Origin of the sequence: Bombella pluederhausensis, from assembly GCF_026385525.1 — a bacterium.
In the GTDB taxonomy this organism is placed as follows: domain Bacteria; phylum Pseudomonadota; class Alphaproteobacteria; order Acetobacterales; family Acetobacteraceae; genus Bombella; species Bombella pluederhausensis.
In genome coordinates this window covers 1-23,093 of the sequence record NZ_JANIDY010000001.1, presented here as the reverse complement: position 1 = coordinate 23,093, position 23,093 = coordinate 1, and the positions used below count along the sequence as shown (strand labels likewise).

Sequence of the window (23,093 nt, the reverse complement as noted above, 5' to 3'; positions counted from 1 at the left end):
GGAACTCACTGAAGCAGGGCCAGTGACTTACTGGCCGTCTTCACCACTATCCTCATCACCATCATTCGACCCGTCAGGAGAGACCGCAACAAAAAGCTGCTGACCATCCCGCAGGATACGCAGCAAAGGCGGCTGATGCTGCTTGAGGGCCTTCTGTACCAGAGCCACCACGGCGTGAGGATTCGCTGTCAGCTGGTTACCCACAGCCACGATGATGTCACCGGGGCGGATGCCAGCATGTTCCGCCGGACTGCCCTGCGCCACATCGGCCACCACACAGCCCTGCACGCTGTCATCCAGCCCCAGCTCCTGCCGGGTGCGTGGCGTCAGCACGCCAAGAGCCAGCCCTACCTTGCCAGACGGTGCATCGACTGTGCTGCCATCCGTACCGCCATCCTGCCCATTCCGGGCCTGATTGCCGATTGTCACAGGCAATGAAAGAGTCTTGCCATCACGCAGCACCGTAAAGGTTCCCTTAGACCCCGGTGCCATGGACACGACTTTCACGGCGAGATCATGAGCACTACGCACGTCATGTCCATCAAGAGACAGGACTACATCCCCGCTTTTCAGTCCTGCCTTGTCTGCCGGGCCACCCTTGATGAGATTGGCCACCAGAGCCCCATGAGACGGCGCCCCCGGATGGTCATTACTGACCAGCCCAAGGGCACGGGCCATTGTCGGCGTGATGTCCTGCGTTTCCACACCAATGAAGCCACGCACAACATGGCCGGTTGTCCGCAACTGATCCACCACCGAGCGCACCGTAGCAGATGGAATAGCAAAGCCGATCCCGATGGACCCGCCACCATTCGGCGACATGATCATGGAGTTGACGCCAATCACCTTGCCATCCAGCGTAATCAGAGGGCCGCCGGAATTACCATGATTGATGGGCGCATCCACCTGAATGAAGTCGTTATAGGCACCGGAATGAAGGTCACGCCCCAGAGCGGAAATGATGCCCGCTGTCACCGTACCACCAAGACCATAGGGGTTACCCACAGCCACGACCCACTGGCCCGGCTGGACATCATCAGAATTACCCAGCTCGACATAAGGCAGATGATCGGCCTTCACACGCAGCAGGGCGATATCGGTCTTGGCATCATGACCAATGACCTTGGTAGGCATGGTCGTACCATCATCAAGCTTCACGCTGACTTTCGTAGCGCCATTGATGACGTGGTTGTTGGTCACAATGTAACCATCTGCCGAGATAATGAAGCCGGACCCTCTGGCCTCCACCAGACGATTGGACGGCATCCCCGGCATCATCTGAAACGGAAAAGGGAATGGGAACGGGAAACCCTGCGGCCCACCATTGCTACCGGGTGGCCCATCACCGCCATCATCAGCTCCTTCACGGATGCGGGCTGTGATGGACACAACGGCAGGCTTAACCTGCTTCACGATCTGCACAAAATCAGGAATACCCTGACCACCCGACATCTGCGGACGGATAGGAGCAGTCTGAGCCATGGCAGGCAGAGGGGCACTGGCCAGACCCAGCACGGCCAGACATGCAAGAGACAGACGGGAAGGCGACATCATCGCAGATTTTTCCTGACGTTATCTGTTAAAAACCTGTCAATAAGAACTGCCCTAAAGATAGGGGTGGGATGGTCTGCTCTGCAAGCAACCACCACCTAAAAGAAATGTAAGGCAGCCTCCGTCTTTCCCGCTGCTTTCCCCCAGACTCTTGCTGACAGAACGGCAGGCTTTTACAACAACACCATGCAGACCACATCCTCACCATGCGGGCAGGTGCGTTTCTGGGCGGAGTTCCTCCGTGGCATGAAAACATCCCTGCCTCTGCTCATCGCCTTCATCCCCTTTGGGCTGCTGCTAGGCAGTCAGGCCGTGCAGAAAGGCTTTTCCATCGTGGAAGTCCCCCTGCTGACGGGCCTGAACTTTGCTGGCGGGTCTGAATTCGCAGCGGTGGGATTATGGTCCATTCCACCGGCTATCATGCTGCTGGCAGGCGTGACTTTCCTCATCAACAGTCGCCATATCCTCATGAGCGCCACGCTGGCCCCGCATCTGAGGCATCTGCCCCGCTGGAAAATCTTCCTGCTGCTTTTCTTCATGTGTGATGAAATCTGGGCTCTGACGCTGACAGACCTACATGACAGACCGGGCCGCCGCCTCAGCATTGGCTTCTATGCCGGGATCACGGTCTGCCTGTATGTGTCGTGGGTTCTGTTCACCTTCATGGGAGGCTATACGGGCAACCTCCTGGGCGACCTGACCCGCTATGGTGTGGACATGGCCTTCCCCGCCGTTTTCATCATGCTGCTCAAAGGGATGTGGAAAGGGGCCCGCAATGCCATACCATGGTGTGTCAGCCTCGGTGTGGCCGTGCTGGTTTATCACTTCATCCCCGGCGCATGGTACGTCCCTGCTGGCACTCTGGCAGGCATCATCACGGCCTTCCTGACTGTGAGGGGCGCATGATGCTTCATATCCCGGCCCTTCTGGCCATCCTCGCCATGGCTCTGGTCACCTACCTGACCCGCATCGGGGGCTATCTCCTGCTCGCTGGCCGCCACCTCTCACCCCGGATGCAGGCCATCATGGACCTCGTGCCCGGCTGTGTGCTGGTGGCCGTCATCGCCCCGGACTTCGCAACAGGCCGTCCGGCAGACCTGCTCGGTCTGGCCGTCACTGTTCTGGCAGCCACACGCTTTGCTCTCCTGCCCACCATGCTCTGCGGGGTCATTGCAACAGGAATCCTGCGGGCCGTTCTGGGCTAATCAGCCCCGCTGTCTCAGCGCACGGAAAAATACCCGAAGCTGCTCACTCGCCTCCCTCTCCCTCACCCCGCTGATGACTTCCTCTGGTCGATGCAGGCAGGTGGGACGATGGAATAGCCGGGGACCATGATCCACCGCTCCCCCCTTGGGATCATAGGCCCCATAGATCAGACGCCGAATGCGGAAATGCGTGATGGCCGCTGCACACATCGGGCACGGCTCCAGCGTCACGACCAGCGTGCAGCTCTCCAGCCGGGATGACCCACGCTGCCGGGCAGCCTGCCGCATGGCCAGAAGCTCTGCATGAGCGCTGGCATCATGCTGTTCTTCCACATGATTGCGGGCCATAGCCAGAACATGACCCTGCTCATCCAGCACCACAGCCCCAACAGGCACTTCCCCTGCACAGGCAGCTTCATCCGCCAGTGCAAGAGCCTGCTGCATGGCCTGCCCTGATGTCATGACCATGGGAAAAGACATGCACACATCCCCCTGAAAAGAAAAACGGACCATAATCCGCCCCGGACTGCCTTATAGAGCCGTAAATGGATTGCCAAGGAAAGGCAGGACACTGTATGCGTGCAGGTTATGAAAGATGTTACCTCCTCCTCTCCCGATACACAGCGTGGTGAACGCATTGCCAAGGCTCTGGCCCGCCGTGGGGTCGCCAGCCGCCGTGATATTGAACGGATGATTGAGGAAGGCCGCATCACCCTCGGCGGCAGCCCGGTTACCCATCCGGCCACATTCATCCAGCCGGGTGATGTTGTCTGCGTGGATGGCAAGCCTGTGGACCCACCGCAGAGGACACGCCTCTGGCGGTATCACAAACCCGCCGGGCTGGTCACGACCCATCATGACCCGGAAGAACGCCGCACAGTTTTTGAATCCCTTCCCAAAGCAATGCCTCGTGTTGTCAGCGTGGGGCGGCTGGACCTCAATTCGGAAGGGCTTCTGCTCCTGACCAATGATGGCAGTCTGGCCCGTGAGCTGGAACTGCCTTCACGCCAGTGGATCCGCCGCTACCGTGTGCGTGTCTTCGGCCTTGTGGATGAACAGCGACTGAAGGCCCTCGCCAAGGGCTGCGTTCTGGATGGCGTGCAGTACGGCCCCATTGAGGCCACTCTGGACTCATCTAAGGGTGACAATTCATGGCTGACTGTCAGCCTGCGGGAAGGCAAGAACCGGGAAATCCGTAAGGTGATGATGGGTATGAACCTGCATGTCAGCCGTCTCATCCGCTTGTCCTATGGCCCCTTCAGCCTCGGCAATCTCAAGCCCCATGAGCTGGAGGAAGTGTCTCACAAGACCCTGCTGGACCAGATTCCGGGCCTGAAATCCGGCAAACCCGGCAAAGCACGGTCCTGATCTCATGAGAATCATTGCCGGTACCGCCCGCAACCGCCGCCTTCAGGCTCCAGCGGGGCTGACAACCCGCCCGACTGCCCAACGTGCCCGTCAGACCCTGTTCGACATGCTCATGCATGCCCCGTGGTTTGGGCGGGAGGAGCTGGAACAGGCCATCGTGCTGGATGCCTTCGCCGGTACGGGGGCTCTGGGGCTGGAAGCCCTGTCTCGTGGGGCGCAGTTCGCCACCTTCATGGAGGGCAGCCGCCCGGGGATTGCCGCCCTTCAGACCAATCTGCGAAGCTGTGGCATGACAGAGAAGGCCCGCCTGCGCCACTGTGACGTAACACGCCCTCCCAAAGCACCGCAGCCGCATACGCTCATCTTTCTTGACCCTCCCTATCACAAGGGGCTGGTGCAGAAGGGACTCCGTGCCCTGTGGCGGCTCGGCTGGGTCGCCGATGGTGCCCTGATTGTTGCAGAAACGGAAAGCGCCCCCCTGCCAACAGAAGGGCAAGAACCGGAAGAACCCTTCCAACCTTTTCACGCCCATCTGCTGCCCAGCCTCTCCGCACCACCGCCGCCCCTACTGGCACAGCGCAGTTTTGGGGCCGCAACACTGCATGTCTGGCGACAGGATAACAGCATCAAAGGGAGCCGTCCCACGCTCTGATCGAACCAGCGGGGTGGTTCTGCTTTCCAGAATCAGCCGGAACAGGCTATATTGCGCTCGACCCACGCTTTCCTGATCCAGCCAGAGGACTGCCCTGTGCTCTCCCGCTTCCGCATTCCCGCCAAGCTGCGCTCCCTTCTGCCCGCCTCACAGCGCAGCCACAACGGTACGGCAGAGCCTTTACACGGACACGCCATGCCAGACGAGACAGAGATTCCCGTATGGCATGATTCTGCCCTGTCCCGCATTCTCTCTGCCCGCATGATGGAAGTACTGGGTGTCATCCTGCTCATCATGGCCGTGGCTATTGCCGCCTCCCTGTTCAGCTTCAATCCGCATGACCCCTCCTTCAACACCGCTACGGGCACGGAACCGACCAACCTGCTTGGTCGCTTTGGAGCCACCATTGCTGATGGGCTGACCCAGCTGCTCGGTCTGGCCTGTGTTACGCCTGTTCTTGTCCTGCTGGCATGGACATGGCAGCTCCTGCGCTATCACTATCTGAGCCTGCCTTTCGTCCGTCTGATAGCAGCGGCCTGCTTTTTCCCGGCAGCTGCCACGATGATCGGCCTGCTACAGCTCACCCTGCCCGGTCTGGATGTCGCATGGCCCACAAGCAGCGGGCTCGGTGGGGAAACGGGCGTATTCTTCGCCCGGAAGCTGCTGAACCTCGTTTCCGGGGAAGCGGGCAGCATGGGGGGCATCTTTGCCATCGTGATCGGCATTGCCCTGCTGATGCTGTTCTGTCCTCTCGCCATGGGCCTTCAGTGGCGGGAATGGATGTCTGTAGGCCGGGGGCTCAGCGCCCTTATCTGGCTGCCTGCCCGTGCCCTGCGCCGCCAGCGTGGCACAACGCCCGCAATGGAGCGCCATACCGCCTACCCCTCCGGTGCAGGCGGGCCCATACGGCATGGCCGCCCTGCACAGGGAAACGGCCCGCTTCCATCCGGCTTCATCATGCGGAATCTTAACCGGCAGGCAGAACGAGCCGCCGCAAGCCCGGCGGGTCAGGCACCGTGGTCTGCCCTGCCACAGGGAGCCGCCCCATGGCAGAAGCCCCCCTCAGCCCAACCCCCGCAGCCACCGGCCACAGACCCCGCTCCTCAGCCAGAAGAAGAACCCGCCATCCCCCCACATGAGGAGGAGGCTGATAATCCTTATGCCCGTATGCTCGCCCATATCCGTCACGATCCGGGTCGGACGAGCACGGTCCAACGCCGCCATGCCGAAGAAGATTACGAGCATGTCGCTGGCACCCCTCTGACAGTTCAGCCACAGCCCCTTACAGGCCCGGCCCAACAGCCCGGTTTCCTCAGACGTTTCCTGCCTGCTGAAAGCCCTGCCGTTAATACGGTCCCCGCACAGCATGCCACTATTATGGCCGATGGCAGCGGACCTGTTTCGCCCCCCATGACAGCAACACCCCACGCAGTCCCGCCCGCCGCAGGAGCTGATGCAGGACATGGAGGGCATGTTCCGGTGCCACCGCCGCCTATGCCACCGCAGCCTTCCATGGTTCATGCCCCTCTCCCCGGCATGGCCACGGCCTCCAGCTGGCTGCCACCTGCCATCAGTCTTCTGAATCCTCTCCCGGACCAGAACGAGACCGGCCCCTCTGAAGAAGCCCTTCAGGCCAATGCCCAGATGCTGGAAAAAGTGCTGGATGATTATGGCGTGCAGGGCACCATCACCGATTACCGGGCAGGCCCGGTTGTCACGCTCTATGAGCTGGAACCTGCCCCCGGTGTTCGTTCCTCCCGTGTCATCGGCCTTGCGGACGATATCGCCCGCACCCTCGCCGTGCTGAGCGTCCGTATCGCCACCGTGCCGGGCCGTAATGTCATCGGTATTGAAGTCCCCAACAGCACACGGGAAACTGTCTATTTCCCTGAGCTTCTGCTCTCACCGGCATGGAAGGAAAACCGCAGCAAGCTGCCGCTGGCTCTCGGTAAGGATATTGCAGGTGAGCCGATCATGGCCGACCTTGCCAGAATGCCTCACCTGCTCGTGGCCGGTACGACCGGGTCCGGTAAGTCGGTGGGAATCAATGCGATGATCCTTTCGCTGCTCTACCGGCTCAGCCCGGAAGACTGCCGACTCATCATGATCGACCCGAAGATTCTGGAACTCTCCATCTATGATGGTATCCCCCATCTGATGACCCCGGTGGTGACAGAACCACCCAAGGCTGTCAGCGCCCTGAAATGGGCCGTGCAGGAGATGGACCGCCGCTACCGCCTGATGGCCGATCATGGCGTGCGGAACATCAGCAGCTATAATGACCGGATACGCCATCTGAAGGCCTCTGGTGAAACACCAACACGCCGTATCCAGACCGGCTATGACCCAGAAACAGGCCGCCCTGTCTTTGACGAGCATCGCCTGCCATTGGAGCACCTGCCCTATATCGTCATCGTCATTGACGAAATGGCTGACCTGATGATGGTAGCAGGCAAGGAAATTGAAGCCTCCGTGCTTCGTCTGGCTCAGAAAGCCCGTGCCGCTGGTGTTCATGTCATCATGGCAACACAGCGCCCATCCGTTGATGTGATTACCGGGACAATCAAGGCCAACTTCCCGACCCGCATTTCCTTTCAGGTCACTAATAAATATGACAGCCGCACCATTCTGGGCGAACAGGGTGCCGAGCAGCTTCTAGGCCGAGGTGACATGCTTTTCATGCAAGGTGGTGCCCGCATCACCCGTGTGCATGGTCCCTTCATCAGCGATGAAGAAGTGGAAGCCGTGGTGGCCGACCTGCGCTCCAAAGGGGCACCAGTTTACAACACCGAAGTACTCGCTGATGAACAGGAGGAAGAAGACACATCCTCCAATAGCGGCAAAAGCAGCGGCCGTGGCACGGATGAGGATCAGGACAATGCCCTGTATGAACAGGCAACGGAACTGGTCGTCCGGGCACAGAGAGCTTCCACCAGCTTCGTGCAGCGGCATCTCCGCATCGGCTATAACCGGGCAGCCAACATCATCGACCAGATGGAACGTGAAGGCATCATCAGTGCCGCCAACCATGTTGGCAAGCGGGATGTTCTAGCTACCAAAGCCTCTCTGGGGCTGGACCGCAACGAGGACGAGGACTGACCCATGGCCCCGCCGCCATTCTTTCAGCCGGGGCTGGCCCTCCCCATCCTGTGGGAAGACCGGCATTTTGTCGTCATCAACAAACCGGCAGGACTGGCCGCCCATCCCGGCCCTCAGACAAAAGACAGTGTCGAAACCCGTCTTGTCCCGCAAAAGCGAGGCGGGCCATGGCTGGTTCACCGGCTGGATGCCGATACAGCAGGCTGCCTGCTCCTCGCCCGCCGTAAATCCGCACTCATCGCCGCTCAACGGGCCTTTTCAGAACATAAGACTATCAAACAGTACTGGGCTCTGGTCTCCGGTCGCCCCAAACAAATGTCAGGTACCCTCACAACAGAATTACGGCGTGTGTCTTCTGCCCAGCAAGGATGGAAAATGACATCCTCCTCCGTGAACGACACAGCATCATCCAGCCGATCCGCACGAGAGAGTCGTCCCGCCCGGACCTCATGGCGTGTGCTGGCTGCCAATGAAATCACCAGCTTACTGGAACTAACCCTTCATACAGGGCGCACGCATCAGGCCCGTGTCCATTGTGCCGTGTTAGGAACACCTATCATTGGCGATACACTTTACGGGGGTCGTCAGGACAAGAATGGGCTCCACTTACTGGCTCGGTCTCTGGATGTCCCCATCCAATACAGCCTGAACGAGCCGGGAAAACCATCACAGCAGAAAAACGATCTGTTTCACATACAGGCTACGGCAAAACATGCAGAACTGGAGGCTTTTCTCCAATCCCACGCCCTGCCGTCTTCCCCCTGAGACTTTACACAGGACGGAACAGATCAGCCTCCAACTGATCCGGATCACCCTTGTACCGTTCAGGATCAGTCTGTTCCGTAATAGAGAAATAAGCTCCCCTCTTTATGAAATCCATATAGTTACGCCCTGACTGGATATAATACTGGACACAACGAAGAAGGTTATAATTCTTCCTGAGAATTAACAGGCTCTTTTCCTTCTCCTCGAAAGGAATATTCTTTTCAGGGATAAAGGCATGATAGGCTTCTGAATTGAGAAGCATGTAATCATACCCCTCTATACCATTGTTCTTGAACTCATCTGATGCCAAGAATTTAACCGTATCAAAATAGACCTGACCAGCATCACTAAAAAGACCAAATACCTTATCCCGGAACGTCCTGTTTTCCTCCATAAACATGGACTGGAGGGCATTGTGCATGACGGCTGCAATAATGGGCAAATACATGGCTATATCCAGATTATATTTTGCACAGATATAGTACCATCTTCCCTTTCGAGAATAGAAATCCTTAAAAGTATGACCAAAGCCATACATCAATTCATCAACAAACTTGTTTGCCGCAGGAACACGCTCCTTGAGGCTCTCCCCACTACGCTCTGCATGGATAAGTTCTGTCAGGATCGTATTCTGTATCCCGATCACGTCAAACCCGTTGGAATAATACGGGTCCCATATACCGTAGGAATCCCCCACAAGAGCCCAGCGCTCATGACTCACCCAGTAATCACACTGACTTGCAAAGCGCCTTAATATCCTGAAGTCCAGAATAGGGAACTGTTTTTCTTCAATATAGCCAATCAGCCGTCTGACATTCTGTTTCAGCCAGAGCGTGGTTTTCTCCCATGTGGCGAAATCCTGAAAGTCGTACATATCCTCATCAAAGATGATGCCGACACTTGTTGCCCTATCGGAAAGACGCAGGATCCATATCCAATATCCTACCCCCTCCAGATGGATGGAGCTCCATGAACGTCTCTCTGACGTAAAAGGGTTATCTTCCGTCCGTGGCAGAAACTCATCCACATCGACACCACCACCCACTCGGAACCAGACCGATGAGTGCTTGATGGGCAGCTTGTATGTAATATCAAACTTACGGGCCAGCAGCTTCTTCATCCCGGCCGCATCAACAAGCCAAGCCGCCTTTAGAACGATCCTGCTATTATCATTCCGGTTCAGAACCTGAATCTCTTTTACATCATCTTTTTCTTCAAAATCGATGAACTTATGGTTCAGATAAACATCCACGTCATGTCTGACGAGTTCAAAAAGGTCATTTTCCAGTTTTCCACGTTCAAAATGGAACGCAGCATTAGGGGGATAACTGTTGAACCCCATTTCCTTATAGGAGTCCTCACCAACATGGAAAAACCGCATCCCCATTTTACGAGGATGACGGGCCTCCATGAACTCCCTGAGCCCCAACATCTGCTCAAAATAAATTGCGGCTATTTCATTAAAAGACTCACCCACCTTCTCTGATATATCGTCATTCGGGAAGGCTGAATCATGAACAAGGGCGACATGAAGGTCTTTATTCTTTTTCTTTAACTGATAGGCCAGCGTTAACCCGGCAAAGCCTGCGCCAATGATAACGACATCATACGTCATAATGCACCCTATGCTCAGCTCACACCGTAAAGGTCAGCCTCCAGGACCTGACAATACGATATGACAAACCATCTCAGTAAGATCTGGGCCTGCTCATCCAGCCCGTGAAAATGCATCCCTCATGTCGAAAGCACTCTCACGGGCAGTATCACCGTGAAGCCCCATGAGAGGCAAGCAATTTACGTAATAAAAAATAAACCTTCCCCGTTACACAGGGTCCATCAACATCCGTGTAACGGCCTTCTTGAAAGGAGCCAGACGGTCCGCCAGCATCAGTCCAGCACGGCGGGCAAGAGGAAAAGGTCCATCGTCACGGGTATAGGCCACGGCAATGGCATTAGTAGCCGTGAAAAGCGGGAATGTTGCCCGTCTATGCCGCCACTCGAACCGGGACAAGGATGCAGCATCTCCCGGATCACCCGGACCAGCACTCAATTCCCGCACCAGAGTTTCCTGACCCCGTATCCCAAAATTGAAGCCATGTGCTGTAATCGGATGCATACCGACAGCCGCATCCCCAATCAGCGCTACACGTGAAGCATGGAAACGATGCGCGTACACAGCCTTAAGCGGGTATGTGATGCGGTTGCCCATAACACGCAGCAAACCAAGCCGCTCATCCGTACGGCGGGTAATTTCCGCATTGAAGTCATCAGCTTCAGCAACCCGCAAACGGGCGATCTCATCGGGTGGCAATGTCAGCACGAGAGAGGAAATATCGCCCATGCCCCCATCCGGTGCGACAGGAAGCAGGGCAATTGTCTGCTTCTCATCAAACCATTGCAGGGCCGTGTTGTCATGAGGGGTCAAATGACGCATCCGGCAGACAAGAATGCTCATACCAAAATCATGCACGATGGCCCCGATCCCGGCCATATCCCGTATCTGGGAGAAGCGCCCATCTGCTCCTACAAGCAAACGGGCCTGCACCGCCCTACCATCAGAGAGCTGGACACGCACATCATCACGGCCTGCCCGATATCCCGTTACCCCTATCTGACAAGACAGGGTAATACCCTCTGTCCGACTGACGACCTGATAAAGAGCCCGGCGAATGAGATGGTTTGCCACCAAATAGCCCAGCGGCTCTCCAGCGGCTCCCTCGCCAGCCTCTGCTGACTGACCCGGTGCATGAAAGATCAGCGGGGGGCCACCCAGACGGCCACTTTCCACTCTGGCTGTTTCCAAAGGGCAAATCGCCTCGGCTGGAATCTCATCCCACACGCCATGCTGTTTCAACCAATGAACAGTATGATGCGTCAGCGCAATTTCACGCCCATCGAAAGATGGTGCCTTAAGCACATCCAACGGTGCTTTTTCCACCACATGCACATGCCAGCCTTCTCGTGCGAAGGACAATGCAGCGGCCAGACCGGCAGGCCCTCCACCAGCAATCACCACATCACTGCCCAGAAGATCGTTCTGCGGCTGTTCCGCCTGATGACTATCACCGTGCTGCGTCATGCTGACTCCGCATCCCTCACTCACATGGCCATGGCTTTAACCCAACCAGCGCCCCCCGACAACCAGACCATACCGGAGCGAGCTGAAGCGCCCCTCAGCGCTGCCGTTCATCCGCTCTGAATGTGACAGGCTCACTGCCCGTCCAGAACGCCATGTAATCGCCCGTCTCAGGCCGTTCACGGGCACGCTCCGGCTTTTCGGCCGTACCAACCAGCAGGAAGCCTGCAAGACGGTGCGGCGCATCCAGCCCAAGCTGGCTGAGCAGTGCCCGATCCTCACAGAATCCGCCGCTGACCCACACACCACCGAAACCTTCCATATGCAAGGCATTGAGCACGTTCATGGCCCCGGCTGCCACCGCCATTTCCTGTTCCATAACAGGTACCTTATGCTCCGGCCGCAAATGCATACCCAAAGCGATAATCATGGGAGTCTCAGAGAAACGTCTACGCCGTTTCTCACGTTTTTTCTCCGGCGCATCCGGTTCCTGCCGCCCCATGGCGGCCACTACATGCTCGGCAAAGGCAGGACGGGCATCCCCGGCAATCACAACATACCGCCACGGGCAGAGATGACCGTGATCCGGGGCTCTCAGGCCAGCCGAAAGGATACGGACCAGCACGTCCCCCTGTGGGGCTGGCGCCACAAGATCACCCGTTGATGACCGCTCCAGCAGCAGGTCAAGCGGCGGGACAGATGAAGCCTGCGTCATGATAGCGGATCTCCTCACAACCATGTGGTGAATCTGAATGAAAACCAGTCTTCCCTACACACCCCTGAGGCGCAAGTTTGGAAACTGACGCAGATTAGTATAGCAGAAAGATATGACAACACAGACACCCCGCACCGCTACCCTGAATCGCCAGACAGGCGAGACTGACATCACCCTCTCCCTCTCTCTGGACGGACAGGGCAAGAACAACATCAAGACCGGCATCGGCTTCTTCGACCATATGCTGGATGCTCTGGCCCGTCATGGAGGACTGGACCTTGATGTGCAGGTGAAAGGCGACCTGCATATTGACGATCACCATACCATTGAAGACGTGGGAATCACGCTCGGTGAGGCTCTTTACCGGGCCATTGGCGACAAGCGTGGCATCGAGCGCTTCGGCTTCGCCCTTGTCCCACTGGATGAAGCCCTCTGCGAAGCTGTGGTTGATATTTCAGGACGCCCCTTTCTCGCATGGAACATCGAATTCCCTCGTGAGATGATCGGCAGCATGGCTACGGAAATGGTGGAAGAATTCTTCCGGGCGCTCTGCATGTCCGCCCGCATCACCGTGCACATGAATAACCGTGCCGGCACCAACGCCCACCATATTGCTGAAAGTGCCTTCAAGTCCTTCGCCCGTGCCCTGCGCATGGCTCTGTCTCGTGACCCACGCAGCGCAGGCCAGATTCCTTCCACAAAAGGGGTGCTTTAAGCCCCCTTTTACGGTTTTCCCTTGATTTATCTCCCACTCCTGCCTGAAACAGGACCGGACACCTTGCAGTATGGAGAGAGTTTATGCGTGTTGTCGTAATCGACTACAATGGCGGCAACCTGGCTTCTGCTGCACAGGCAGCCCGGCGGGCAGCGGCCCTGCGTGGTCTGGACGCCGACATCGTCATTTCCCGTAACGAACATGACATCCTGACGGCGGACCGCCTTATTCTTCCCGGTCAGGGCGCCTTTGCCGACTGCGCCAAAGGGCTTGATGCGGATAATCTCCGCCCCCTGCTGGAGAAAGCAACCCTTGAAGGCACGCCTTTTCTGGGCATCTGTGTCGGGATGCAGCTCATGGCGCACTATGGGCTGGAGCATGGCCGCACAGAAGGCATGGGCTGGATAGAAGGCCATATCGCCCCCATGGAAGAAAGCGCCCAACAAGGGCTACCCCTCCCCCATATGGGCTGGAACACGCTTGCCTTTACCCCCGGCGCCCACCCGCTGACCGAAGGGCTGGAGCCGGGCAATCATGGCTATTTTGTCCATTCCTATGCCCTGAAAGATGCCAGCCCGGAGGAAACCATCGCCACGGCCGATTACGGCATGAAGGTTCCGGCCATCGTGGCCAAAGGCAACCGCTGCGGCACACAGTTTCACGTGGAAAAGAGCCAGGATGTGGGACTGACAATTCTCGGCAACTTCCTGACATGGCGCCCCTACTGATGCAGGCACGGCCATGACACAGATTGCTGAAGGATACCGTACAGAGCGTCTAGGTCATACCATCAGCGAGGATGACCTGGAGAGCCTCATAGAAAGCACCACCGCCGCCATTCTTTCAGAAGGCGTGTTTGACTGGCACACACCGCCAGAAAGTGGCGTTTTACGGCGTTTTTTTGAGGGACTCCTACTCGTTCCCGACCGTGACGTGTTCATTGCCCGCTCACCAGATGGCAGCATATGCGGGGCCGCCATTCTAGCCCACGCCGCACATGGCTCCGAAATCTACGGTACCAGCGCCTCCATCACCGCCTTTTTCATTGTACCATACGAACAGGGAAAAGGTGTGGGGAACCTGCTCCTAAGCGCCCTCATTGAGCGTGCTCAGGCCCGTGGTGCCAAGGCGTTGGACTGTCGTGTCCGTGAAACACTGCATGACGCCATTGCCCTTCTCCATAATTTTGGCTTCACCCATTGGGGTACGCACCCTTATTTCGCCCGAATCGGAGATAGAACAGTCCGCGGGCTGTTCTTTTCCAAGCTTCTCGTCCCGGCTGACAGAGCCATGCAGTGGCAACCGGCCGATATGCCCGTCACCATGTCCCACCACGAACCTGAGCAGACCATGACCACACATCCCTCCCTGACACTTTATCCAGCCATCGACCTCAAAGGCGGAGCCTGTGTACGGCTACGTCAGGGTGAAATGAATGACGCCACTCATTATTCCGACAATCCGCCAGCTCAGGCAAAGCTGTTTGAAGAAGCTGGGTGCCGCCACCTCCACATCGTGGACCTTGATGGCGCCTTTGCAGGCCGTTCCGCCAATGTGAAAGCCGTAGAAGGCATCATCGCCAACACGTCCCTGCCCGTGCAGCTTGGCGGTGGCCTGCGGGACATGAAAACCATCGAGCGCTGGCTGGAAGCCGGTGTCAGCCGTGTCATTCTAGGCTCTGCCGCCGTGAAGGACCCGGACCTTGTCCGTCAGGCCGCTCGTGCATGGCCGGGCAAGGTGATCGCTGGCATTGATGCCCGACAGGGCCGTGTCGCCACGGAAGGCTGGGCCGAAGTGTCCGAGCTCACCACGACAGACCTTGCCCGCCGCATGGAGGATGCCGGGGTCGCAGGCATCATCTTCACCGAAATCACCCGTGACGGTATGCTGGAAGGGCTGGATATTGAGCAGACGGTCGCTCTGGCCCAGCATGTTTCCGTACCCATCATCGCCAGCGGTGGCGTTGGTACGCTGGATCACCTCCGTGCCCTGCGGGAAGCGGCAAAAGAAGCTCCCGGCATCACGGGCGTCATCGTAGGCCGTGCCCTGTATGACGGGCGGGTCAGCCTGCCGGAAGCACTGGACGTACTGGGGGGCTCATGCTGAAATTACGGGTCATTCCGTGCCTTGATGTCTGTGACGGCCGGGTCGTCAAAGGCGTCAATTTCGTCTCGCTGCGGGATGCTGGTGATCCGGTGGAACAGGCCCGCCTCTATGACGCCGCCGGTGCCGATGAGCTGACCTTTCTGGACATCACGGCCAGCTCCGACAATCGGGAAACCATTTTTGACGTTGTGGAACGCACAGCCGCAGAAATCTGCCTTCCCCTGACCGTAGGTGGTGGTGTGCGCAGCTGTGCGGACATCCGCAAGCTGCTGCTGAGCGGTGCTGACAAATGCGCTATCAACTCCGCCGCCATCCGCACGCCAGAGCTCATCAACGAGGCCGCAGAGCGCTTCGGCAGCCAGTGCATCGTGGTCGCCATAGATGCCCGCTCTAATGGCCGTGGCGGATGGGAAGTCTATGCCAAGGGAGGGCGTGAACCCACCGGGCTGGATGCTGTTGCCTGGGCTGAACAGATGGCTAGTCGTGGCGCCGGAGAAATCCTGCTCACCAGCATGGACCGTGACGGCACCCGGTCAGGTTTTGACCTTGATCTACTGAAGACGGTCTGCAAACGTGTTCCTGTTCCCGTCATCGCCTCTGGTGGCGTTGGTGAGCTGGAGCACTTTGTAGAAGGCGCACAGGCCGGGGCCAGCGGGCTTCTGGCCGCTAGCGTGTTCCATTTTGGCCAGTTCAAGATCAGCGAGGTCAAACAGGCCCTGCATGATGCCCAGCTACCTGTCCGGCTCGGACGCTAGTTGCCCCCTCATGACCGGCATGAACAAGGATAAGAACGATATGCCACAGGATAACACAAAAGCCCGTGAACGCTGCCAGCCTGTTCTGGAACGGCTCTACCATACCGTCACGGCCCGCAAGGGGGCATCCCCTTCCGTCAGCCATTCAGCCCGCCTTATGGCACGGGGCAGAAGCAAGATCGCCCAGAAATTCGGCGAGGAAGCGGTTGAATGTGTCATTGAAGCCATTCACGGAGACCGCAAAGCGCTCATCAGTGAGAGTGCGGACGTTCTGTATCATCTGATTGTCATGTGGGTTGATGCCGGGATTGACCCGGCAGATGTCTGGGCAGAACTGGAACGCCGTGAAGGCACCAGTGGCATTGAAGAAAAAGCCTCCCGCCCCAAGCCGTCCGTCTGATCTTGGAGCTCATGGATGGGTTGCCGTCCCTCCCCTTGACTTCCCCCTACCCCACCCCCCAATCATGGAAGCAAGAGGAGGAGCCCATCTTATGCCGACATCCAATCCCGCTTACGACCCCAACAACGTCTTCGCCAAGATTCTGCGAGGGGAGATTCCTGCCGAACGTGTCTGCGACAGCAAGCACGCTTTCGCCTTCTACGATATTTCCCCTCTTGCACCGATTCATGTGTTGGTCATTCCCCGTGGGGCGTACACGGACCTGCATGACTTCATCTCCCGTGCGAGCAATGAGGAGATTCTGGATTTCTGGAAGCTGGTCGACAAGATTTCTGCCGAGCAGTCACTTATCCCAAGCGGCTTCCGCATGGTCAGCAATTCCGGCCCTGATAGCGGGCAGGAAGTGCCCCATTTCCACGTTCATCTTCTCGGTGGACGTCCCCTTGGTCCAGTCCTTTCCTCCCAGAAAGGCTGACATAGCCTAAAACGGAACAATCCATCATTATGAGAAAGCCCCCTTCATATGGGGGCTTTTTTGTAAAAATATGCTTTATCCCCCCTTGCGCTCTCCTGCTGATCCCTCTAGAGAGAGCTCACGCCTTTAGTCCCGTTCGTCTAGAGGCCTAGGACACCGCCCTCTCACGGCGGCAACACGGGTTCGAATCCCGTACGGGACGCCAACGCCTTCGGCATTTAAAAGGCAGATTACAGAAAAAACAGCTTCTTTATTGGTAAACGTCATTTATAGATGATGTGATCTTCTTACCAAATACTGCTCTATTTGCAATAGAGACGGGTCTTTACCTGAGGGCACAGCCTTCAGGCCATGCTGTTACTGTCACACTACGCTCCCAGAATGTCATGAAACGTCATTAGGCAACTCCCTGTCTTCAGGGGAAAAAGAGCTGCCTCACAATACGTTTACCACCTGTTAAATATGCATTGACCTTATCTTAATATTTTTTTACTTGCTGAAAAACTGAGGTAGCTGTGCGGCCATGGTCTGCGACCGCTCTGCCTGCCTCCTGACATCTTCGTATTCATTCAACAAGAGTTCCTCTCTGAAAGGCGCGAACCGTGAAAAAGAAACGCACATCTCATGATGCGGTTTTATCTTCCATGCAGGTTAATTCCGGCCTGTCCGCTGCCTTCCACGACCTCAGCCACATTACCGAGCTAAGAAAAAAGCAGAGCCGCTCTAAGTATCTTAAGTTCTCAGCAAGTCTCGCTATGCTGCTGGCAGGCGTTTCCTCGCTCTCCATCACGTCTACATCCGCACGAGCTGAAGATACGACCACTGAGCAGCAGAACAACAACCAGCAGACATATGCCCCAGCCGCCGACCAGACTCTAACTGTATCCACCCCCCTGCAGGATGGGACGACCCCTCTCTCCGTCCTTCAGGATGGCCCCGGCACGACTATTTTCTCAGCCCAGAACACATATACGGGCTCGACTGACATCCAGCAGGGTACCCTTGCCCTCTCCGGTGCTGGGAGCATTGCGTCTTCCAGCGTGGTCAGTGTCAATAAAAACTCAAAGTTCGATGTAAGTCAAACAAATAATGATCCTTCGATCAAAGCACTTGCAGGTGCCGGGGATGTCGTCCTCGCAGGCAAGACACTTGAACTGACCAATGCTGACCCCAGCAACGACTATTCTGGCACCATCTCCGGCACAGGTGGCCTGACTGTCTCTGGTGGTACACAGGCTCTTTCTGGCGCCAACAGCTACACGGGTGACACCACCGTCAAGCAGAATGCAGGCCTGAATCTCAGCGGTGCAGTTGCTGGCAACCTTACAAACGATGGCACAACCAACATCAATGGCGGCAAAGTCAGCGGTACCGCTACCAACACAGGTACCCTGACCGCTACAGGTGGCTCCATCGGCTCCGCCACCAACAGCGGCACCATGACGCTGAAAGGCGGAAACGCTGTATCCGGCGATGTTACACAGAGTGCTGGTAGCCTGACACTGGATGGCAACAGCATCGGCGGTACGCTGGCTGCCAATGGTGGTCAGTTCACCGTTACCGGCAATGGCTCCACCATCGGCTCCCTGACCGGTTCTGCCAACAGTGCGCAGGACGGCTTGCAGGGTATACTCACTCTGAATCATGCCAATGGCCAGTATGATGGTGTTTTATCTGGTACAGGACAGCTGCTCATCAGCGGCGGCAAGGAAACACTGACCAATCAACAGGCCTACACAGGATACACAGGTGTCACTGGCGGAGGGACGTTGGCCCTCACAGGCAATAACGCAGGTCTTTCTGAAAAGACCCATGTTAACCTCCTTGATGGTCGCCCTGACAGCCCGTCCACACTGGATATTTCTGGAGCAACACGTTCTATCACCCTTGCTGGTCTAAGCTGGGGTTCTGGTGGCCTGGTCAAACTCGGTAGCAATACCCTCACTATCCAGAACGATGGCAATGATAACAGCTACTCTGGCGCTATCTCTGGCACGGGTGGCCTGAATATCACCAGCGGATCACAGGCTCTCTCTGGCACTAACAGCTATACAGGCGATACCACAGTCAGCCAGAATGCTGGCCTGAATCTCAGCGGTTCTCTCGCTGGGGCCTTAATCAATCATGGTACTTCTACCATCACTGACAAGGCTACCATTGCGGGCACGACTACAAACACAGGTACCCTGACTGCCACAGGCGGCACGCTCTCCTCTGTTACCAATAATGGTACCATGACTGCCACAGGCGGCACACTCTCCTCTGTTACCAATAATGGTACCATGACATTGGGTAACGGCAGCACTGTATCCGGTGATGTCACCCAACAGGCTGGTACGCTGACATTAGATGGAAATACAATCAACGGCACATTAGCCGCCAATAATGGTTCCTTTAATGTAACCAGCTCTGGTTCCAAGGTTGGCTCCCTCACGGGCGGCCTCGATGGTACTTTAAACGGCACATTAGACCTGACCAACGCGCAGAACACTACCTATGACGGTGTACTATCCGGCACTGGTGGACTGACAGTTACTGGTGGCACAGAAACCCTCACCAAGGCACAAACTTATACAGGTAATACAGAAGTCAAGAACGGGGCTACTCTGGCCCTTACAGGTGATGCCAACCTATCTGATAAGACCGTTGTTAACCTGCTCAATGGAGCACCTATTCTAGACCTCTCTGGTGTTACACATTCCATTACAATTGCTGGGCTGGGATATACCGCACCATACGGATCAGGAGCACTTATCAAACTTGGTAACAACACACTTAACCTACAAAATAGTTCTTATTCCGATTACGCTGGTTCTATCTCAGGCACAGGCGGTCTGAATATTACCAGTGGTTCGCAAAAACTCACCGGCAATAATAGTTACACTGGCGACACCACAGTCAGCCAGGGTGCAACCCTTGATCTCAGCGGCGGCTCTCTTGCCAGTGCACTCAACAACCAAGGGACCACCACCATTGAGAATGGTGGTAGCGTTACCCAGAAGACAACAAACACTAACACGCTTAATGCTAGCAACAGCACATTAGGTGCGCTCGATAATAATTCTGGAACAGCAACATTACAGAACACAAATACAGGCGATGTTACAAATAACGCCACACTCAATACAACGGGTGGAAAATTAAATAGCCTAAATAATAATGCTGGCAAGTCTTCTCTGACGAACAGCGATGTTGGCGATGTTAAGAATGCCAATGGCGCTACCCTGACCGCTACAGGCGGCTCCATCAGCTCCGCCACCAACAGCAGCACCATGACACTGGGAAGCGGAAATACCGTATCCGGCAATATTACACAAAATGATGGCACCCTGACACTTGATGGTAACACCATAAAGGGTACATTGGCTGCCAATGGTGGCAGCTTCAATGTAACCAGTGCAGGCTCCATAGTTGGCTCTCTCTCTGGCAATGCCGCTGGTGGACTGGATGGCACGTTAAATCTGAACAACGCCAAAGATACCTATAATGGCGTCCTTTCCGGCAAGGGCGGCCTTACTGTCTCTGGCGGTACAGAAACTCTGACACAGGCACAGGGTTACACCGGCGATACAAATATCAATCAAAATGGTCATCTCATTCTGACGGGTAATGCAAACCTGTCTCCCTCGACCTATCTTAACTTTAACAACAATACCGATGGGAATACTCCTGCACTTGATATCTCCAATACCAACAACATCATCGCTGTTGACAGGCTTGGCGGAGGCAATGGTGCAGCCACCATCAACCTCGGTAAGCAGACCCTGAGCGTAACCAATGCCAACGATACATTCAGCGGTAATGTCAGTGGCAATGGCGGCACCCTCAGCATCGCAGGTCCACATGAAATTCTGAACGGTTCCATTACAGGTAATACCAATCTAACCACTTCAAACGGGCTAGTTGAGCTCTACGATGGAAACTTCTCTTATACAGGAAATACGACTGTAAAGGATGGAAGTACCGTTCATGTCAACACAAACGTACTTGGAACAAATAACGTTACCGTTGAAAAAGGCGGTAGAATTTCTGGTGTTGGAACAATAGGTAACAATGACCATACCTCCAACATAACCATCGATGATGGTGCGATTATTTCACCTGGATTACCTAATCATAATGCATCAACACTGGGTATTTCTGGCAACCTAACCGTTAACGGTGTATCAGATTTTGCTGGAACAGATATCAATGGTTCTGGGAAACAAGCCAACGGTATCATTCTTGTTAAAGGCGATCTAAACCTTAACGGCACACTGAATACAGCATCTCTTGCAGGACAGCAGGGATCTGGTGTCCAGTCTCTGTACATATACGCAGGGAAATATGATTCCCACGATCTCTCTCTGATTATTGATGGGAAAACACAGAGTAATCTAGACAATCTCCAGACCAGTAACCACATGGTTGCTTTGGCAACCGCTAATAATGGGGATCACTTATCTTTCTGGGATGGCAGTAATACTAAGTCCGATGGGCAGGTTCATGGTGGCACCGGCACCTGGCAACAGGGAGATGGTAGTTCCACAAACTGGACAACAGCCAGTGGTACAGATAATGCAGCATGGCACCACGGCGACTTCGCCATTTTTGAACAGCCATGGCATGGCTCCGCTTCCGAGACAGGCTATGTCAACGACATCACCGTAAAAGGCAATGTTGAGGTCGGTGGGATGCAGTTCAGCCGCACGCTGGAAGGAGGCGATGTCGGTGAGCCTTTCATCCTAAAACCAAGTGACAATAACAGCTCCATTACACTGAATGGTAATGATCATTACGATTCAGCTGAGTCTTTTCTGTCTGTTACGAACAAAAATACTGATGAACAATCAACCGGCAACATTTTCAACAAGACAAACAAAATATCAACCATCCGTGTTGGGAATGGCACAGGGTGGGGTGTTGGCACTTTTGCCATCATCAGCACCAACATCAAGGATGATCCGAATAATCCTACAACACTTGTCAAGACAGATTTAGGCAAACTTCTCCTTTCAGGCGACAATAACTATAATGGCGGTACTGTCATAAATAGCGGTACGCTTGAAATTGTTTCCGACAAAAGTCTTGGAGCATCTGGAACAGCCTTAAATATTGATGGTGGCACCCTGCAAATTGGCAAGGACACTACATCAAATCGCTCTATTATTCTTGGAAAAAACACAAATTATACAGACACCAACAACGATCAGAATATTGATCTGTTCGGTAATACATGGACTTTGAACGGCTCCATTATAGGACCCGGCCAACTCGTAGTCAGTAGTTCTCAGAAAAGCTACACAGACGAAAATCCGAATCCTTTAATTCAAGACCTGATTCAGAAGCAGACCAAAGCCATGAACAGTGTTGGTGCCGGCGTTGGTACAACATCTGTTCTCAACCTGAACAAAGACAATACATATACGGGCAATACAGTTATCAAAGGTATTTCTGGCAACCCTACAACAGGTACCGATAGCTTTATTGTAAATGCCAATAGTACCACGCCTTTTGGTAACTCAAGCTCTGAAGCACATGGCGGTAGGATCGTTTTAGACAAAGGTGCTACCGTTAATATGAATGGTAGCACTAATAATGATCCAAACGCAGGTGCAACACTTGGCTACCATCAGACAGATATCTATAACTTCTCTGTCCTGAACTTTAACAACAACAGCTCAGCAGATCACGCAGCCATTACAAACAATGATAACTCTGTTATCAACTTCAATGGCACCAGCTCGGCTGGCAGCGCAACAATCAAAAACGCAAACCCTGACGACCCCAAACCAGCGACCATTAACTTTAATGGAAAGAGTACAGCTGGCCAGGCAAGTATCGAAAATACGACCCGTGGCGTAATCACCTTCAATGATTCAAGTTCTGCTGGTACGTCATCAACCACCAACGCTGGCAGTATCCTGTTCACTGGCAATTCAGACGCAAAAGATGCGACCATCACAAATAAAGATGGTTCAAAGGTCGATATTTCCGGTCTACAGGCGGATGGAATCAACATCGGTTCTCTCTCCGGTTCCGGTGAAGTTGACCTCGGCAGCAAACAACTGACATTGGGTGCCCTGAATAAAGACGATACCCTTTCTGCATCCATCAAAGATGGTGGACAGGCTAACGGTCAGGGAGGCTCCCTGACCAAAACTGGCACGGGTACGCTAACGCTCACTGGCAATAACAGCAACACTGGTGCAACCAATATCAGTAATGGGGT

Annotated in this window: 18 protein-coding genes and 1 tRNA gene; 14 read left to right on the top strand and 5 right to left on the bottom strand. The window is 55.3% G+C overall.

Going from position 1 to position 23,093, the window contains the following annotated elements; translation table 11 throughout:
- Positions 1 to 27: 27 nt before the first annotated feature.
- The gene (locus NQF86_RS00095; protein ID WP_266115597.1) at positions 28 to 1,554 is read right to left on the bottom strand and encodes a Do family serine endopeptidase; all 1,527 of its coding nucleotides are present in this window, start codon (positions 1,552 to 1,554) and stop codon (positions 28 to 30) included.
- 183 nt (positions 1,555 to 1,737) lie between these two features.
- On the opposite strand from NQF86_RS00095, the gene NQF86_RS00090 reads away from it, so the two are divergent.
- A complete protein-coding gene (locus tag NQF86_RS00090) occupies positions 1,738 to 2,457 on the top strand; it encodes an AzlC family ABC transporter permease (RefSeq protein WP_266115595.1) in 720 nt (239 codons plus the stop codon).
- Positions 2,454 to 2,756: an AzlD family protein gene (locus NQF86_RS00085; protein WP_266115594.1), complete on the top strand. Its 303-nt coding sequence runs from the start codon at positions 2,454 to 2,456 to the stop codon at positions 2,754 to 2,756. The genes NQF86_RS00090 and NQF86_RS00085 overlap by 4 nt, the downstream gene beginning before the upstream one ends.
- Here NQF86_RS00085 and NQF86_RS00080 read toward each other — a convergent pair whose 3' ends face one another.
- Positions 2,757 to 3,218 (bottom strand): nucleoside deaminase, encoded by a 462-nt coding sequence (locus NQF86_RS00080; RefSeq protein WP_407652855.1) that lies wholly within the window; start codon positions 3,216 to 3,218, stop codon positions 2,757 to 2,759.
- Between the two features lie 126 nt (positions 3,219 to 3,344).
- Between NQF86_RS00080 and NQF86_RS00075 the strand changes: the two genes are divergently transcribed.
- The 4 genes from NQF86_RS00075 to NQF86_RS00060 are packed head-to-tail and all read left to right on the top strand — an operon-like array spanning position 3,345 to position 8,640.
- Positions 3,345 to 4,124, top strand: a complete 780-nt coding sequence (locus tag NQF86_RS00075; protein ID WP_266115592.1) for a pseudouridine synthase — start codon at positions 3,345 to 3,347, stop codon at positions 4,122 to 4,124.
- A 4-nt stretch (positions 4,125 to 4,128) separates the two neighbouring features.
- Positions 4,129 to 4,776 carry an RsmD family RNA methyltransferase gene (locus tag NQF86_RS00070; protein ID WP_266115591.1) on the top strand — a complete coding sequence of 216 codons (648 nt, stop codon included), beginning with the start codon at positions 4,129 to 4,131 and terminating at the stop codon, positions 4,774 to 4,776.
- Between the two features lie 51 nt (positions 4,777 to 4,827).
- Positions 4,828 to 7,875, top strand: a complete 3,048-nt coding sequence (locus tag NQF86_RS00065; protein WP_407652822.1) for a DNA translocase FtsK — start codon at positions 4,828 to 4,830, stop codon at positions 7,873 to 7,875.
- A 3-nt stretch (positions 7,876 to 7,878) separates the two neighbouring features.
- Positions 7,879 to 8,640, top strand: a complete 762-nt coding sequence (locus tag NQF86_RS00060) for an RluA family pseudouridine synthase (RefSeq protein ID WP_266115590.1) — start codon at positions 7,879 to 7,881, stop codon at positions 8,638 to 8,640.
- Between the two features lie 4 nt (positions 8,641 to 8,644).
- On the opposite strand, the gene NQF86_RS00055 is transcribed toward NQF86_RS00060, so the two are convergent.
- The 3 genes from NQF86_RS00055 to NQF86_RS00045 all read right to left on the bottom strand — a co-directional run bounded on the left by NQF86_RS00055 (position 8,645) and on the right by NQF86_RS00045 (position 12,431).
- Positions 8,645 to 10,255: a tryptophan 7-halogenase gene (locus NQF86_RS00055; protein ID WP_266115589.1), complete on the bottom strand. Its 1,611-nt coding sequence runs from the start codon at positions 10,253 to 10,255 to the stop codon at positions 8,645 to 8,647.
- 207 nt (positions 10,256 to 10,462) lie between these two features.
- On the bottom strand, positions 10,463 to 11,668 hold the full coding sequence (gene ubiM, locus NQF86_RS00050) for a 5-demethoxyubiquinol-8 5-hydroxylase UbiM (RefSeq protein WP_266116397.1): 1,206 nt from the start codon (positions 11,666 to 11,668) through the stop codon (positions 10,463 to 10,465).
- Positions 11,669 to 11,813: 145 nt separating this feature from the next.
- Positions 11,814 to 12,431, bottom strand: a complete 618-nt coding sequence (locus NQF86_RS00045) for a nitroreductase family protein (RefSeq protein WP_266115588.1) — start codon at positions 12,429 to 12,431, stop codon at positions 11,814 to 11,816.
- 112 nt (positions 12,432 to 12,543) lie between these two features.
- Here NQF86_RS00045 and hisB point away from each other — a divergent pair, with 112 nt between their 5' ends.
- The 8 genes from hisB to NQF86_RS00005 all read left to right on the top strand — a co-directional run.
- Positions 12,544 to 13,146 (top strand): imidazoleglycerol-phosphate dehydratase HisB, encoded by a 603-nt coding sequence (gene hisB, locus NQF86_RS00040; protein WP_266115587.1) that lies wholly within the window; start codon positions 12,544 to 12,546, stop codon positions 13,144 to 13,146.
- 83 nt (positions 13,147 to 13,229) lie between these two features.
- Positions 13,230 to 13,874 (top strand): imidazole glycerol phosphate synthase subunit HisH, encoded by a 645-nt coding sequence (gene hisH, locus NQF86_RS00035; protein WP_266115586.1) that lies wholly within the window; start codon positions 13,230 to 13,232, stop codon positions 13,872 to 13,874.
- A 13-nt stretch (positions 13,875 to 13,887) separates the two neighbouring features.
- Entirely contained in the window at positions 13,888 to 15,252 is a 1,365-nt protein-coding gene (gene hisA, locus NQF86_RS00030; RefSeq protein ID WP_266115585.1) for a 1-(5-phosphoribosyl)-5-[(5-phosphoribosylamino)methylideneamino]imidazole-4-carboxamide isomerase, read from the top strand.
- The gene (gene hisF / locus NQF86_RS00025; RefSeq protein WP_266115584.1) at positions 15,246 to 16,007 is read left to right on the top strand and encodes an imidazole glycerol phosphate synthase subunit HisF; all 762 of its coding nucleotides are present in this window, start codon (positions 15,246 to 15,248) and stop codon (positions 16,005 to 16,007) included. The genes hisA and hisF overlap by 7 nt, the downstream gene beginning before the upstream one ends.
- Positions 16,008 to 16,047: 40 nt before the next feature.
- Positions 16,048 to 16,407, top strand: a complete 360-nt coding sequence (locus NQF86_RS00020) for a phosphoribosyl-ATP diphosphatase (protein WP_266115583.1) — start codon at positions 16,048 to 16,050, stop codon at positions 16,405 to 16,407.
- 91 nt (positions 16,408 to 16,498) lie between these two features.
- Positions 16,499 to 16,882, top strand: a complete 384-nt coding sequence (locus NQF86_RS00015; RefSeq protein ID WP_266115582.1) for an HIT domain-containing protein — start codon at positions 16,499 to 16,501, stop codon at positions 16,880 to 16,882.
- 129 nt (positions 16,883 to 17,011) lie between these two features.
- A tRNA-Glu gene (locus NQF86_RS00010) sits at positions 17,012 to 17,087 on the top strand.
- Positions 17,088 to 17,484: 397 nt separating this feature from the next.
- Positions 17,485 to 23,093: beta strand repeat-containing protein (locus NQF86_RS00005; protein ID WP_266115581.1), on the top strand; the 5,609-nt coding region annotated here is incomplete at its 3' end.